Origin of the sequence: Alcanivorax sp. 97CO-5 (genome assembly GCF_000524665.1) — a bacterium.
Taxonomy (GTDB): domain Bacteria; phylum Pseudomonadota; class Gammaproteobacteria; order Pseudomonadales; family Alcanivoracaceae; genus Alcanivorax; species Alcanivorax borkumensis.
This window is the reverse complement of record NZ_KI965906.1, coordinates 34,793-50,601: the sequence shown is the minus strand read 5'-3', so window position 1 is coordinate 50,601 and position 15,809 is coordinate 34,793. Positions and strand designations below refer to the sequence as shown.

Genomic DNA, 15,809 nt, shown 5'->3' with positions numbered 1-15,809 from the left:
CAATGCGTTTTAACGAAGCCTGGTTGCGGGAGTGGGTTAACCCGGCCATTGATACCGAGACCCTGGTACAACAACTGACCATGGCCGGTTTAGAAGTGGATGCCGTGGAGCCCGCTGCACCGGCCTTTACCGGTGTTGTGGTTGGGCAGGTTGAAAGCTGCGAACCGCACCCGGATGCAGACAAGCTGAGTGTTTGCCAGGTCACAAACGGTACCGACACGGTGCAGGTGGTTTGCGGTGCATCCAATGTGCGTGTCGGCCTGAAAATGCCTTTCGCCCAAGTGGGTGCAGTGCTGCCTGGCGACTTCAAGATCAAGAAAGCCAAGCTGCGTGGCCAGGAATCCAATGGCATGCTGTGCGGTGCTTCCGAGCTAGGCCTGGAAGACCTGATTGATGGTTTGATGGAGCTACCGGAAGATGCGTCGGTGGGCGCGGATTTCCGTGACTATCTGAGCCTAGACGACACCGTCATCGAGGTAGATCTAACGCCTAACCGGGCGGACTGCCTGAGCCTGCGTGGTATCGCGCGGGAAGTAGGGGTGATGAACCAGACGGCGCTCACCGAAGCTTCCATTAGCAAAGTGGCCCCTGTCATCGACGACAGCCTGACCGTGACATTGGCGGACAGCGCCGGCTGCCCCCGTTATCTTGGCCGCGTCATTAAAGGAGTGGACGTCAATGCCGCCACTCCACTGTGGATGGTAGAGCGCCTGCGTCGAGCTGGCCTGCGCACCATCGACCCGATTGTGGACGTGACCAACTATGTGTTGGTAGAGCTGGGCCAGCCGCTACATGCATTCGACCTGGCAAAACTGAACGGTGGCATCACCGTCCGTAAGGCCAAGGCTGAGGAAAAGCTCACCACTCTGGACGACCAGGAGCTGACCCTGCGCGATGACACTCTAGTGATCGCCGATGATGGTGCTGCTTTGGCGTTGGCCGGTGTGATGGGGGGCAAGCCCTCATCAGTGACCACGGACACGCAAGACATCTTCCTAGAGTGTGCCTTCTTCGCGCCGTTGGCCATTGCTGGCAAGGCTCGCTCTTACGGTTTGCACACGGATTCTTCTCACCGCTTCGAGCGGGGTGTCGACCCACAACTGCAAAACAATGCCATTGAATACGCCACTGCCTTGATCCAGAAAATTGCCGGCGGTCAGGCTGGCCCTGTCACTGAAGCGGCGGACGAAGCGCAGCTGCCCAAACAGGCTGAGCTCACCTTGCGTGCCGAACGCATCGAGGGCTTGCTGGGGATGGGCCTTCCCGCTCAACAAGTGGAAGACATTCTCAGCCGCTTGGGCATGGACATCTCAGCCAAGGGTGAGGGTGAAGAGTGGCGCGTGCTTGCGCCCAGCTGGCGCTTTGATATGGCCATCGAACAGGACTTGATCGAAGAGTTGGCGCGTATTTACGGCTATGAAAAACTGCCTAGCCGCGTGCCCGCGGGCTCACCTTCCGGTGATACCGTTCCAGAGCATATTGTGGCACTGCGGCGTTTAGCCGACACCCTGATGGACCGGGGCTACCAGGAGGCTATTACCTACACCTTCGTAGAGCCAGGCCTCTTGGCTAAAGTGGAACCCCGAGTAGAACCGCTGCCATTGCTCAACCCGATCTCTATGGATCTGGGTGTCATGCGTACCACGCTGTTGGCCGGATTGTTCAGTACCGCCCGCCACAATTTGAACCGCCAGGCTGATCGCCTGCGTCTGTTCGAGACCGGTCTGCGTTTTGTCCCTACCGATGCGGCAGACGTGGAAGGCGGGCTAGCCCAGACGCCCATGATCGCCGGCCTGCTTTACGGCAGTGCCCAGCCGCAGAACTGGGAAGGCAAACGCCCGGTAGATTTCTTTGACCTGAAAGGGGATGTGGAAGCCTTGCTGGCCTTGTCCGATGCGGATGCCTTCAGTTTCGAGCCCGCCGAGCATCCGGCGTTGCATCCGGGACAGACCGCTGCGCTGAAACGTGACGGCGAGATCGTTGGTTATCTGGGGCGGATTCACCCACGGCTAGCGGCAGATCTGGACCTGCCGGGTCAGCTGTACGCCTTCGAGCTGGCCCAGGCGCCATTGCAGCAAGGTGTCCTGCCGAGCTTCCAGTCGGTGTCTGATCAGCCACGCATGCGCCGTGACCTGGCCTTCGTGGTAGAGGATAGTATCCCCGCAGGTGAGCTAATTGCGGCGGTGCGTTCTACCTGTGACGAGCGTCTCACCGGGGTCAATATTTTCGATATATATCAAGGTGATAGCATCGGTGAAAATCGTAAAAGCCTCGCTTTGGGCTTGACCTTCCAGGACCGTTCGCGCACTCTTAAGGATCAAGAGGTGAATGACTTGGTGGATGCCGTAGTATCCCAGTTAAAACAACAGTTTAACGCCATCTTAAGGGACTGAATTAAGGAAGGGCAGGGGAGCTATTAATGGGAGCGCTGACCAAAGCAGATATGGCCGAGCGTTTGTTCGAAGAATTAGGGTTGAACAAGCGTGAAGCCAAAGAAATGGTGGAAATGTTTTTTGAAGAAATCCGCCATTCGCTGGAAGATAATATTCCGGTGAAGCTCTCAGGCTTTGGCAATTTCGACCTCAGAGACAAGAGTGAACGCCCAGGGCGGAACCCGAAAACCGGTGAAGAAATTCCCATTACCGCTCGCCGGGTTGTTACCTTTCGTCCAGGGCAAAAATTAAAACAACGGGTTGAGGCGTATGCTGGAACCAAGTCATAACGACGAATTGCCGGCGATTCCAGGGAAGCGATATTTCACCATTGGTGAAGTCAGTGACCTATGTGACGTCAAGCCGCATGTATTGCGCTATTGGGAACAGGAGTTTCCACAGCTCAACCCGGTAAAGCGCCGTGGTAACCGCCGCTACTATCAGCGTCAAGACGTGCTGATGATTCGTCAGATCCGCAGCTTACTGTACGATCAGGGCTTTACCATCGGTGGTGCCCGTCAACAGCTTTCTGGCGGCGCCAACGCTGAGCAGGTCACACAGTATCATCAACTCATCAAGCAGATGATTGTGGAGATGGAAGAGGTTCTAGACGTACTTAAAGCCTCCTGATCCAGACAGATCTCTTGCAGGTGTTTGCCTGTAAGCAAGAAGCCCCGGCAGCCTCGCTTCCGGGGTTTTTTCATGCCTGCTTCCCCGCAATCCGCTCACCTCGTAGGCGCGGTCGTTCGGCTGCGAATGGGCAGCCGGCTATAGTTTTCGGTGGAACTACCCTTTTCACAGGCCCGGTCTGACAAGCCGGGCTGGAGAGCGGATACGACGTTGCTGTCTCGGCGCCGCATGAGTCCGACTTGTTGCTTGCAACTTGGCGCTTGTGTCTTCATCGCTTAAACCCTGATCAACCAGTACGTTACTGGTTCCATCCCCCAATCAAATCCGCTATTATGCTCGCCGCTTTGGTAGCACTGCCTACCAAGCACATCTCGGGGCGTAGCGCAGCCTGGTAGCGCACTTGCATGGGGTGCAAGGGGTCGGAGGTTCGAATCCTCCCGTCCCGACCAATCGAGATACAAAAAAGCCTGACTGGAAACAGTCGGGCTTTTTTGTGCCTGAAATTTGGTGGTTCAACAAACCTTGATCTTCACTGTGGGAGGTGATCCCGTTCTCCCTCATACATCTCCGTTACTGTCATGCGCAAAGCCCGATACTCTCTGTTAGACAGACAGGAAAAAATGGTGAGCAAAGCTGGTAGCTCCGTAGCCTTGTGATAAGGTTCACAAATAATAATGAATGGCCTTCAGGCAGGGATTGCCAAAGCAGATAAAGGGGATAGGAATGCCAGAGTGCCCATTTTGTATCGTGCCGGCCTATTTGCCGGATGGCCCGGACCTGAAAAATGCGTTGGCCTATGTTCGCGAAGACAAATTCCCCGTCTCTCCTGGCCATCTGCTGGTGATCCCTAAACGACACGCTAACGACTGGTTCTGCCTCACCGAGCAGGAGCAGAGCGCCGTGATGGAGTTGATCAACCAGGCTAAAGATTACCTGGATCAGCGCTACGCCCCGGATGCCTACAACATCGGTATGAATTGCGGCGAAGCAGCCGGCCAAACCGTCCCGCACATGCACTGCCATATCATTCCCCGCTATCAGGCAGACAGTGATGATCCCAGAGGGGGCGTGCGTTGGGTGAAGCCGGAACAGGCGGATTACTGGAGTGGACAATGACTCCGACACAGTATCTGGATCAGCTCAGCAGTCTGCGCATGGACCGCACCAAGGAGCGGCCCCGGCCTCACAAGGTCTGCCTGTTGCTGGCCGTTCTGGATCTGATCCGCTTAGGCACACTGCGAGATAACCAAATCCGCTTTGATGATGCCCTGCGCAAGGCCTTCTCCAGACGTTTTAATCAGCTCAAGCAAAACAATGACCGGGGCAACCCGGAGTTTCCTTACTTTTACCTGCAATCCTCTGGTTTCTGGTATCACCGGCCTGTTAAGGGTAAGGAAGAGGAGTACCAGAAACGGGTAGAAGACCATAAGGCACCCAGCCCACGGGCAACCCTGAAACTGATTGACTACGCTTGGCTGGATACACCGCTATTTAACCTGCTTTGTGATTCGGCCATGCAGCCACAAATCGAAGCGGCGCTGTTGGCCAATCTTCATAATCGTCGCAAGCACTTTTCTCACTGGACTGATTCAATTGGCAAGAGTGAACGGGCGATCAAAAGCTATGCTGGCGCATTGAACAACGCGCTGCCGAAGTTGCTGCAAGGCAAGGACGGGCTGATCGAATCTTTTTTTGATGTGGGTTCGGTGGAGCAATACCCGCTGCTGAGCTATTGCATCGAAAGCCAGCCGACCTTTCAGGTAAAAGATGAGATGGGTCACGGTATGTACAGTGCGGCTTTGCGCCTTTACGGCCAGTTTCTCAAAGATGCTACAGATTATGCGTTAACCAACGACCTGGCCGATCTGGATAGCGATGCTTCTCTCTCGGAAACCGAACGTAGCACCCTGCGTACTACCCGCCTGGGCCATGGCAAATTCCGGGAGGGCTTGGTGGGCTATTGGCGCGGCTGTGCGGTGACCCAGTATCCGGGTGTGAGCTTATTGATCGCCTCCCACATCAAGTCCTGGCGAGAGGCGGATAACAGGGAGCGCTTGGACCCGTATAATGGCCTTTTGTTGGTGCCCAATCTTGACAAGGTCTTCGACCGGCAGCTTATTAGCTTTGATGGAAGAGGGCGCATTCTGATCTCCAGTCACTTGGAAGACCCTAATAAGCTAGGCATTCACAAGGACATGGTCGTCAAGTTGGACGACAGCCATCAACGTTATCTGGCGCACCACAGAGAGCATTACCGCGAAAAGCAGGCTGGAAGAGGTTGAGCCTGCCGAAAAATTGACAGCCAAACGTCAGAGCATGCCTAGCCTAAGCCGGGCAGCAAAAACAGGAAAATGACATTGAGTAGCGACACCGAAAAGAAGAAGCCTGCTCGTAAAAAAGCAGCAGCCAAGAAGGCTACCAAGTCCTTCGAGCAAACCCTCTGGGATACCGCGGACAAGCTCCGTGGCTCGGTGGAGTCCTCTGAATACAAGCATGTGGTGCTTTCCCTCATCTTCCTCAAGTTCATCAGCGACAAGTTCGAGGCCCAGCGCCAGAAGCTGGTGGAAGAGGACATGGCAGACTATGTGGACATGGTGGAGTTCTACGCCAAGGACAATGTCTTTTACCTGCCGGAAGACGCCCGCTGGAGCACCATCAGCAAGCAGGCGAAGCAGGATGACATCGCTGTGCGCATCGACACCGCCCTACACACCGTGGAGAAGACCAACAAATCCCTGCGCGGTGCCCTGCCGGACAACTACTTCTCCCGCCTGGGGCTGGATGCCAGCAAGCTGGCGGCGCTGATCGACTCCATCAACAACATTGATACCCTGATTGATGAGGGTGCCGGCAGCGTTAATGGAGAGCGCGCAAAGAGCGAGCAAGACATCGTTGGCCGCGTCTACGAATACTTCCTCGGCAAATTCGCCGCCACCGAAGGCAAGGGCGGCGGGGAGTTCTATACCCCCAAGTGCGTGGTTAACCTGCTGGCGGAAATGATCGAGCCCTACCACGGCAAGATCTACGACCCCTGCTGCGGCTCCGGCGGCATGTTCGTGCAGTCCGTGCAGTTTGTGGAAAGCCACAAGGGCAACAAGAAAGACATCTCCATCTACGGCCAGGAACAAACCGCCACCACCTACAAGCTGGCCAAGATGAACCTGGCCATCCGCGGCATTGCCGCCAACTTCGGTGATGTGCCGGCGGATACCTTCTTCAAGGATCAGCACCCGGACCTCAAGGCCGACTTCATCATGGCCAACCCGCCCTTCAATCTAAAAGCATGGCGCGGCCCGGATGAACTCACCAACGACCCACGCTGGGCCGGTTACGAAGTGCCGCCCACCAGCAACGCCAACTACGCCTGGATTCTGCACATGGTCAGCAAGCTCAGCGAGAGCGGCGTGGCCGGCTTTGTATTGGCTAACGGCTCCATGAGCACCAACACAAAAGGTGAAGGCGAGATCCGCAAGAAGCTCATCGAGAATGACCTGGTGGATTGCATGATCGCCCTGCCGGGCCAGCTGTTCTACACCACCCAGATTCCCGTGTGCCTCTGGTTCCTCACCAAGAACAAGAAAGCCGAAACCATTCCCGGCCACAGCGACAGCAACCACCGCAACCGCCAGGGCGAAACCCTGTTTATCGATGCCCGCAATATGGGCTCCATGGTGGACCGCACCCACAAGGAGCTCACCACCGACGACATTGGGGAGATTGCCCGCACCTACCATGCCTGGCGTGGCGAAGAGAAAGATGGCGACTATGAAGATGTGCCCGGCTTCTGTAAGGCGACCACGCTGGATGACATCAAGGCCAATGATTATGTGCTAACGCCGGGGCGCTATGTGGGGGCGGCGGAGCTGGAAGATGATGGGGTGCTGTTTGAGGAGAAGATGCAGGCTCTAACTCAGACCTTGTTCGAGCAAATGGCAGAAGCGGAAAAGTTGGATGCTTTGATAAAGAGCAATCTGGAGGGCTTGGGCTATGGCCGGTGATTGGACAACCATCGGGGATATTGCTGAAGTATTTGACGGACCTCATGCGACGCCCAAGAAAATTGAAGAAGGCCCGTATTTTCTTAGCATATCTAGCTTAGAGCAAGGAAAGCTAGACCTGTCTAAGTCTGCCCATATTAGTGAAGAGCAATATATAAAATGGACCAAAAGAGTAACTCCTCAGGAAGGAGATGTTCTTTTTTCGTATGAAACAAGGCTTGGTGAGGCTGCGCTCATGCCTGGTGGGATTAAGGCATGCCTTGGAAGAAGAATGGGGCTATTGAGGCCAAACAAAGAGGTGGTGGATCCTAGTTACCTTTTGTTTGCCTATCTTAGTCCTGATTTTCAACGCGAAATCGTAGCGCGAACAAATTCTGGTGCGACTGTAGATCGTATTGCGCTAAAGGAATTGCCGTCATTCCCAATTCGTATCCCTAAGCTACAAGAGCAAAGGGAAATCGCATCTGTGCTTTCTGCGCTTGATAACAAAATCGAACTAAACCGCCAAATCAACGCCACCCTGGAGTCCATGGCTCAGGCGCTGTTCAAAAGCTGGTTTGTGGATTTTGATCCGGTGATCGACAACGCCCTGGCGGCGGGCAATCCCATTCCCGAGCCATTGCAGGCCAGAGCCGAAAAGCGCGCCGCCCTGCTGGCTGCCTCTGCGGCGGACACCCGCAGCCCCAACGCCACGGATAACACACACCCAACCCAAACCGCCCCCCACACGCAATCGGGCACAACGGCCCCCGCCACCCCCTTGCAACCCCTCCCCGCCGACCTCCGCGCCCTCTTTCCCGACAGCTTTGTCTTTAATGAGGAAATGGGCTGGGTGCCGGCAGGGTGGCCTTCGGGGTTGCTTGATGAGATTGCGCACTATGGTTCTGAACGCATATCAGTGGGGGAAATCGGGCATGCAAATTATGTATCGACAGAGAACCTGATCCCAGAGCGGGGCGGTGTACGAGAGGCTTCGTCGTTGCCAACCTCCGAGTGGGTTCCTGCTTTCACGGACGGCAGTATCCTAGTGTCGAATATTCGTCCCTATTTCAAGAAGATCTGGATGGCTCGCAGGGTGGGCGGTCGTTCTAACGACGTATTAGGGTTTGAGTCGAGGCTGGCTGGTGCTGAGGAGTACCTGTACTGCCTGCTGTGCCAAGATAAATTCTTTGATTACATGATGGCGACAGCAAAAGGGACCAAAATGCCCCGGGGGGACAAGAAGGCGATAATGAACTGGCAGGTTGTCATTCCTTCCGATCAATTGATGCGAGAGTTTTCAAGCATTATTCGAGGTTTCTTATTGTCGGCGCAGGCCCGTAGCGAGCAATCTTTGTCATTGGCCTCGATTCGAGATTCGATTCTTCCTCGGCTTCTTCGAGGTGAGATCAGAATCGAAGACGTGCATCAGAGCTTGGCTGAGGTCGTATAGCTTATGAGTATTACGCCAGATCAGATCGATTTTTGGAGGGCTTCCAAGTCAGAGACACAGAATCTCGAGTTTAAGGAAGCCAAGACCCAATACGATAATCAGAAGCTTTATAAGTATTGCGTCGCTATAGCTAATGAGGGTGGAGGTCACCTGATACTGGGCGTTGCAGACAAGTCCCCAAGGCCGGTGGTCGGAACTCGAGCATTTGATAATCCGATAGAAATGGCCTCGAAAATATTTCAGGCGATTGGCTTTCGCGTCGATATTGAGGAAGTGGCGCACCCTGAGGGGAGGGTGTTGGTGTTCATCATTCCTCCCCGCCCCCGGGGCACGGCTTATCATTTCGGTGGTGCGTACTTGATGCGTTCTGGTGAAGAACTGGTGCCCATGAGTGAAGACCAGCTAAGACGCATTTTTTCCGAGGGGCAGCCGGGCTGGCTTGAGAATGTTGCATTGCAAGACCTGAGTGCCTCGGATGTGGTGCGCTTGCTGGATACGCAGACCTTCTTCGATCTTCTTGGTCGCCCCTACCCGACGACACAAGAGGCAGTGATTGCCTATCTGGAAGACGAGCACCTTATCGAGCAGGGTGCTCAGGGCTACGCCATTCTTAATATTGGAGCGTTACTTCTTGCCAAGCAGCTTCGTGATTTCCCTCAGGTGGCCAGAAAGGCTGCCAGGGTTATTGTTTATGAGGGAGAGTCGAAACTTAAAACGAAATCAGATGTAACTGGTGAAAAAGGCTATGCGGTTGGTTTCTCTGGTTTGGTGGGCTATGTGATGGGCCTGCTGCCTCAGAATGAGGTAATTCAAGAGGCTATCCGAAGGGAGGCTAAGCTACTGCCAGATGTAGTAATTCGGGAGTTATTGGCTAATGCCCTGATTCATCAGGATCTCGATATGACGGGGGTTTCCCCAGTGGTAGAGATTTATAGTAATCGTGTGGAAATCTCGAACCCTGGTGAACCAGTTGTTCCTGTCGAACGCTTTATTGATGGTTATCAGTCTAGAAATGAGCGTTTGGCCGATCTGATGCGCAGGTTTGGTATTTGTGAAGAGAAAAGTAGCGGTATTGATAGGGTGGTCGAAGCTGCGGAGGTTCTACAGCTTCCGGCGCCTGAATTCTTGGTGAGCCACAGGCGTACCATTGCAGTTATTTATGGACCTCGTAGTTTTCGTGAGATGAGCGGCAGCGATCGTATTCGGGCGTGCTATCAGCACTGTGTGTTGCAATGGGTGCTGCGTAAACAAATGACCAATCAAAGCCTCCGAGAGCGATTTGGCTTGTCTGAGGGGAGTGGTAATACGGTGTCTCAGATTATCGCGGCTACCTCAGAACAAGGATTGATCAAAAATGATCCAAACGCGCCAGACTCCAAGAGGTATGCCCGATATATACCAGCATGGGCTTGAGGCAGCCATTTCAGGGCAAGTTCAAGGGTGGAGCCCTAAGGGCGGTAACTGGTTGATATATAAGGAAAGGCTTATTTCATCGCAAATCGAACTGCCAGCCATCCTTGGCCGACTGCTGGAGAAGGGCCTGCTGTTTCAGGATGGGAGCGGCCGCGGGACCGTGTATTTCCTGGAAGAGGCGAGGCTGGACGATGCCTATGAGGCCTTTAACAGCTCTGGTGGTTTGGGAGGGAGCTCTGGGGGTTTGCCAGAAAGCTCTGGGGGTTTGGCGGAGGGCTCTGGGGGTTTGGAGGCGCTCAGATCCATTGCGGAACCGGTCTCGTCCACGAAGAAGGCGTCTAAGCCATTGGTTGAAAAGGTGATTCTGGCCCTGTGTGCAGAACAGCCTTGCACCCTTGAGCTGCTGACCGATCTGCTGCAGCGATCAGAAGGGGTGGTTCGCAAGGATTATCTGCAGCCGATGATCAAGGACAAGCGCTTGCGCTACCAGTACCCGACCATGCCCAACCACCCGAGCCAGGCCTATATCACCAATCGGGAAGGGGATGTATGAGCTTTACAGAAGCAAAGCTTGAGCTGGCCGTTATCGCATTGCTGGGTGAGCAAGGTTATCCCTACACCTTGGGTGCTGATCTGGCTCTTCCTGCCGCTGAAGTGCTGCTCAAGGACGACCTGCGCCAGTTCCTGTTTACCCGCTATGCCACTGACGGCATCACCTCAGGCGAAATCGACAGCATCATCAACCGACTGAATGCCCTGAATCCTCAGGATCTGTACGACTCCAACAAGACCATTCAGAAGCTGGTGGCCGATGGCTTCCTGCTTAAGCGCGAAGATCGCAGCAAGAAAGACCTCTACGTTCAGCTGATTGATTACAGCGGCCTACCGCTGCAGCGCCTGCCCAAAGAGGGCGAGGTGGAAACGCTGGTGGCAGACGGTGCTGGCGGTTATGGCGACAGCAACCTGTACCGAGTGGTGAACCAGCTGGAGATTGAGGGGAAGGTCAAGCGCATTCCGGATGTGATTCTCTATATCAATGGTCTGCCGCTGGTGGTGTTCGAGCTAAAGAGCGCCATCCGCGAAGAAGCGACCCTGCATGATGCCTATGTCCAGCTGACCACCCGCTATGCCCGGGATATTCCCGAGCTGATGAAATACAACGTGCTGTGTGTGATCAGTGACGGGGTGAATTCGCGCCTGGGCTCGCTGTTTGCCCCCTACGAGTTTTTCTACACCTGGCGCAAGGTGACGGGGGAGGAGGCCATCGGCAAGGATGGTATCGATTCCCTGCATACCATGATCCAGGGGCTATTCGACCGGGATCGGTTGCGGCAGGTTATCCGGCACTTCGTGTTCTTCCCGGATGTGTCGCGCAAGCAGGAGAAGATCGTCTGCCGCTACCCGCAGTTCTACGCGGCCACCAAGCTTTACGAGAATATCCTGCGCCACCGCAAACCTGAGGGTGACGGCAAGGGCGGCACCTACTTTGGTGCCACCGGCTGCGGCAAGAGCTTCACCATGCTGTTCCTGACCCGGCTGCTGATGAAGAGCGCGGCGTTTGAGAGCCCGACCATCGTGCTGATTACCGACCGCACCGATCTGGATAACCAGCTTTCCGGGCAGTTCACCAATGCCAAGGGCTATATCGGCGATCAGGCGGTGCTCAGTGTGGAAAGCCGTGCGCACCTGCGTGAGCTACTCAAGGGGCGTAACAGTGGCGGGGTGTTCCTGACCACCATCCACAAGTTTACCGAAGACGCCGAGCTGCTCACCGACCGCACCAATGTGATCTGTATTTCCGATGAGGCCCACCGCAGCCAAGTGAATCTGGACCAAAAGGTGCGGGTGACGGAAAAGGGCGTCAAACGCACCTACGGCTTCGCCAAGTACCTGCACGACTCGCTGCCCAATGCCACTTATGTGGGCTTCACCGGTACGCCCATCGACGCCACCCTGGATGTGTTCGGTGAGGTGGTGGACAGCTACACCATGACCGAATCGGTGAAGGACGAGATCACCGTGCGCATCGTGTACGAGGGCCGTGCCGCCAAGGTGGTGCTGGATAACGAGAAGCTCAAGGAGATTGAGGCCTACTACGACCAGTGTGCCGAAGACGGCGCCAGCGATTACCACATTGAGGAAAGCAAGAAGAGCAGTAGCAGCATGGCCGCCATTCTCGGCGACCCGGACCGCATCAAGGCGCTGGCCATCGACTTTGTTCATCACTACGAGAAGCGGCTGGAAGAAGGCTCCACGGTGAAGGGTAAGGCCATTTTTGTGTGCAGTAGCCGTGAGATTGCCTGGGCCTTCTGGCAGGAAGTGGTGGCGCTGCGTCCGGCCTGGAATGAGGTGCTGGCCTGCGAGGAAGGGGTAGAGCTGACGGAGCAGGAGCGCAAAGAGATCAAGCCCATGGAGCGGGTGAAGATGATCATGACCCGCGGCAAGGATGACGAGAAAGCGCTGTGGGAAATGCTGGGCACGCAGGAGTACCGCAAGGAGCTGGATCGACAGTTCAAGAACCCCAAATCCAACTTCAAGATCGCCATTGTGGTGGACATGTGGCTCACCGGCTTTGATGTGCCGTTCCTGGATACTATTTATATCGACAAGCCGATACAGCGCCACAACCTGATCCAGACTATCTCGCGGGTAAACCGCAAGTTTGAAGGCAAGGACAAGGGCCTGGTAGTGGATTACATCGGCATCAAGAAGCAGATGAATCTGGCGCTGGCCCACTACAACAAGGCCGACCAGCAGAATATCGAGGAGATCGCCCAGTCCGTGGTGGTGGTGAAAGACCACCTGGATCTGCTCGGCAAGATCTTCCATCAATTCGATACCAAGCCGTACTTCGACGGCAGCCCGCTGGAGCAGCTCAATTGCCTGAATAGGGCGGCGGAGTTTGTGCAGCTCACCGACAAGATCGAAAAGCGCTTCATGGCGCTGGTGAAGCGCCTCAAGGCCGCCTACGACATCTGCTCTGGTTCCGAGTCGATCACCCATAGCGAACGTGACCTGATCCATTTCTATCTGGCGGTACGCTCCATCGTCTTCAAGCTCACCCGCGGCCATGCCCCGGATATAGCCCAGATGAATGCCAGAGTGCGGGAAATGGTGGCAGAGGCCCTGAAAGCGGATGGGGTGGAAGAAGTCTTCAAGCTCGACGACGAGAGCGCCGAAGGCGTTGATCTGTTCGATGATGACTACCTGGCCAAGATCGAGAAGATCAAGCTGCCCAACACCAAGATCAAGCTACTGCAGAAGCTGTTGGCCAAGGCCATCGAAGACTTCCGCAAGGTAAACCGCACCAAGGGCATCGAGTTCTCAGATAAATTCCGGGCGCTGGTGGATAAATACAACGAGCGCAAGGAAGACAGCGTTCTGGTCAGCAATGTACTGGAAGATTTCTCCACCGAAATCATCGACCTGATCAAGGCGATCAAGGATGAAAAGGGCGACTTGGGGGATATGGATAGCCTGGAAGAGAAGGCCTTCTACGACATCCTCAAGAAACTGGCGGTCAAATACGACTTCACCTACCCGGAAGACAAGCTGGTGGCGCTGTCCAAGGCGGTGCGTGAGGTGGTGGATGACAAGGCCAAGTACACGGACTGGAGCGAGCGTGATGACATCAAGGCTGGGTTGAAAGTCGGGCTGATCCTGGTGCTAGCCGAATATGGCTATCCGCCAGTGGATCGGGATGAGGTTTACAAGGAAATTTTCGAGCAGGCGGAGAACTTCAAAAAGTATCAGGCCGTAGAAAAAGTAAAGAGTAAGACGAAAGAGCCTATTGTTATCGGCGGTCGAACTCTGCATACGGTTGGCGAGGTTTCGTTAATGCTTGGTGCGGTGAGGGTGGCTGATATTTCTATCAGACTGGATCAGGAATACAAGCAAGACACCACTGGTCTGCTTTATGCGAATGGTTTCGCTGAGCTAAAAAAGCTTGGTGTTGTTAGTCTTGAGATAGTAGATAGCTATTTCATTGCCGAATCTATTATCGCTGGTTATCTCTCAGATTTTTCCGAAGATATGAGTGAGTTTGGGCTAAAGCAATACGTCTGTCTTGATAGGGCGCGTTCTGGAAGTGTTGATATTCTATTTGGGATATTCATCGTTGGCAGCTTTGCACTCAGATTCCTTGAGAAGTACCCTGCGTATGCAGACGGTTTTGAAAGAATGAAAAAAGATTTGTCTAAGCGTTGGAAAAAAGAGAAAGAGAATAATAAAAATATGCCCTCTATGATTGATGCAAAGGTTCAATTTAAGCATAAAGGGAACTCAACAATTCACTAGATAAAAGCGTCAGGTTGATGCATGTACCTAACTTCATTGTTGCCAGTGCATCGGCATCCTATGGCACGAATTTTGAGGCTCGGGGCTTGTTGGCATTAGATACTCCAATCTGCGGATACTAAATAATCAGTAAATTCGGTTTTATATAAAAATAAAACAGCTGTCGGCATTTTCGCCAAGACACGGCAAGCCAATTATGCTGCGAGCTTGCGCTTGAAAGGTTTTGTGGTGCAGCAGGAAGGTGCGGTGAAAAAGCACTCCTCTCGCAAGGCCGCGGTGATTGCTCATACACGCCAGGTAAAAGCCAAGGGTGATACGCGTTTTTGCACTACTTCACGCATTTTCCTGAAGCAGACAAGCTCTTTACTCAGCGGGAAGCAAAAAATTGGCTGGAAAGACTTTTCCGCGAAGCACTGATTGACGAGTTTGCAGCCCTTTTCGGTAAACTGAACATGATGCATCCCTTCCGTGAGGGTAATGGCCGTGCCCTGCGGCTGTTGTTTGAATTCATCATTGTCAATGCGGGCTATGAGATCAGTTGGAGCGCTGTGGATGAAAAGAGTAGTTTGAGGCCAACGTTCTTTCTGCGTTGGCCGCTGATGTATCAGCGGTTGGTAGCCATTTTTGATAAATCTATTGGTGCACCGATTACTGACTAGTTCCCTTTATTTCCCTTCGCCTTATAAGCCGCCTTCCTGGCTTTCTTCTTCGCCTCTTTTTCCTCTTCTTTTAGCCTGCGTATCTCCGCCACTTTCACATGCTCTTTCTCGGCCATGGCCGGGGTTTCCAGGGTGATGGGGCCGAGTTTGCCGCTGCGGTATTCGTTGATGAGCAGGGCGGCGGTGCGGTCGAAGTCCACGTGTCCGCCTTTGCCGATACAGCCGCGTTGCTTGCCGATGGTTTCCAGAAACGGCACGCCTTCATCGGGCAGCGTGTCGAGTTTGAAACGCTCCTTCATTAATTCTGGATAGGCTTGCATGAAATACTCGGCGGCAAACAAGGCTACGTCGTCTTCTTGCATGGCGGTGGCTTTGATGGCGCCGGAGAGGGCCAGGCGGTAGCCGCTGTCCGGGTTTTCAATTTTAGGCCAAAGGATGCCGGGGGAGTCGATCAGGATCAGGCCGTTGCGCAGGTCGATGCGCTGTTGGCGCTGGGTGACGGCGGGCTCGTTACCTGCCTTGGCAATGATACGGCTGGCCAGATTATTGATCAGGGTGGATTTGCCCACGTTAGGAATGCCGGTGATCAGGGCGGTGACGCTGGTGGCCCGGTCTTCGCGTTTACCAGCCATTTTCAGGGCGGTGTCTAGCAGCTTGCGGATCTGTTCCGGTTTTTCGGTGGTGATGGCTAGGGCGCGGACGGTTGGATCTTGCTCAAGATGATCCAGCCATTGTTGAGTAATGGCGGGATCGGCCAGGTCGCTTTTACTGAGCAGTTTCAGGCAGGGCTTGTCGGCGCGAAATTGTTCGATTACCGGGTTGGCACTGCTATAGGGTAAGCGGGCGTCTACCACTTCGATGACTAGGTCCACCTTGGGGAGAATGTCGCGAATTTCGCGGATGGCCTTGTTCATGTGGCCGGGGAACCAGTTGATGCTCATGGGGCGCC

13 protein-coding genes, 1 tRNA gene and 1 pseudogene are annotated in these 15,809 nt (G+C 54.4%); 14 read left to right on the top strand and 1 reads right to left on the bottom strand.

Annotated elements, in window-relative coordinates; all coding sequences use genetic code 11:
• The first annotated feature begins 2 nt into the window (after nt 1-2).
• The 14 genes and pseudogenes from pheT to Y017_RS15495 all read left to right on the top strand — a co-directional run bounded on the left by pheT (nt 3) and on the right by Y017_RS15495 (nt 14,860).
• Nucleotides 3-2,393 carry a phenylalanine--tRNA ligase subunit beta gene (pheT, locus tag Y017_RS12890; RefSeq protein WP_035461292.1) on the top strand — a complete coding sequence of 797 codons (2,391 nt, stop codon included), beginning with the start codon at nt 3-5 and terminating at the stop codon, nt 2,391-2,393.
• A gap of 26 nt (nt 2,394-2,419) precedes the next feature.
• On the top strand, nt 2,420-2,722 hold the full coding sequence (ihfA, locus tag Y017_RS12885) for an integration host factor subunit alpha (protein ID WP_011589117.1): 303 nt from the start codon (nt 2,420-2,422) through the stop codon (nt 2,720-2,722).
• A complete protein-coding gene (locus tag Y017_RS12880) occupies nt 2,703-3,062 on the top strand; it encodes a MerR family transcriptional regulator (RefSeq protein WP_011589116.1) in 360 nt (119 codons plus the stop codon). Before ihfA ends, Y017_RS12880 begins: the two co-directional genes overlap by 20 nt.
• Before the next feature lie 372 nt (nt 3,063-3,434).
• Nucleotides 3,435-3,511, top strand: a tRNA-Pro gene (locus Y017_RS12875).
• Nucleotides 3,512-3,785: 274 nt separating this feature from the next.
• The gene (locus Y017_RS12870; protein ID WP_035461290.1) at nt 3,786-4,178 is read left to right on the top strand and encodes an HIT family protein; all 393 of its coding nucleotides are present in this window, start codon (nt 3,786-3,788) and stop codon (nt 4,176-4,178) included.
• Nucleotides 4,175-5,344: an HNH endonuclease gene (locus tag Y017_RS12865; protein WP_051428777.1), complete on the top strand. Its 1,170-nt coding sequence runs from the start codon at nt 4,175-4,177 to the stop codon at nt 5,342-5,344. Before Y017_RS12870 ends, Y017_RS12865 begins: the two co-directional genes overlap by 4 nt.
• A 75-nt stretch (nt 5,345-5,419) precedes the next feature.
• The gene (locus Y017_RS12860; protein ID WP_035461391.1) at nt 5,420-7,060 is read left to right on the top strand and encodes a class I SAM-dependent DNA methyltransferase; all 1,641 of its coding nucleotides are present in this window, start codon (nt 5,420-5,422) and stop codon (nt 7,058-7,060) included.
• Complete coding sequence (locus tag Y017_RS12855; protein WP_035461288.1) at nt 7,050-8,492, top strand: restriction endonuclease subunit S; 1,443 nt, start codon at nt 7,050-7,052, stop codon at nt 8,490-8,492. The genes Y017_RS12860 and Y017_RS12855 overlap by 11 nt, the downstream gene beginning before the upstream one ends.
• Before the next feature lie 3 nt (nt 8,493-8,495).
• Nucleotides 8,496-9,905, top strand: coding sequence for an ATP-binding protein (locus Y017_RS12850; protein WP_035461286.1), 1,410 nt, complete (start codon nt 8,496-8,498; stop codon nt 9,903-9,905).
• Complete coding sequence (locus Y017_RS12845) at nt 9,877-10,458, top strand: hypothetical protein (RefSeq protein ID WP_035461285.1); 582 nt, start codon at nt 9,877-9,879, stop codon at nt 10,456-10,458. The genes Y017_RS12850 and Y017_RS12845 overlap by 29 nt, the downstream gene beginning before the upstream one ends.
• On the top strand, nt 10,455-14,201 hold the full coding sequence (locus Y017_RS12840) for a type I restriction endonuclease subunit R (protein WP_035461283.1): 3,747 nt from the start codon (nt 10,455-10,457) through the stop codon (nt 14,199-14,201). The genes Y017_RS12845 and Y017_RS12840 overlap by 4 nt, the downstream gene beginning before the upstream one ends.
• Nucleotides 14,202-14,369: 168 nt before the next feature.
• Nucleotides 14,370-14,618 carry a YhfG family protein gene (locus tag Y017_RS15345; RefSeq protein WP_255346570.1) on the top strand — a complete coding sequence of 83 codons (249 nt, stop codon included), beginning with the start codon at nt 14,370-14,372 and terminating at the stop codon, nt 14,616-14,618.
• Nucleotides 14,591-14,653: pseudogene (locus Y017_RS15590) on the top strand (hypothetical protein); the annotation flags it as partial. The gene Y017_RS15345 and the pseudogene Y017_RS15590, both read left to right, overlap by 28 nt.
• Complete coding sequence (locus Y017_RS15495) at nt 14,654-14,860, top strand: Fic family protein (RefSeq protein ID WP_162488613.1); 207 nt, start codon at nt 14,654-14,656, stop codon at nt 14,858-14,860.
• On the opposite strand, the gene ylqF is transcribed toward Y017_RS15495, so the two are convergent.
• A complete protein-coding gene (gene ylqF, locus Y017_RS12830) occupies nt 14,857-15,801 on the bottom strand; it encodes a ribosome biogenesis GTPase YlqF (protein WP_035461282.1) in 945 nt (314 codons plus the stop codon). The two genes, Y017_RS15495 and ylqF, sit on opposite strands and share 4 nt — an antisense overlap.
• Nucleotides 15,802-15,809 lie beyond the last annotated feature (8 nt).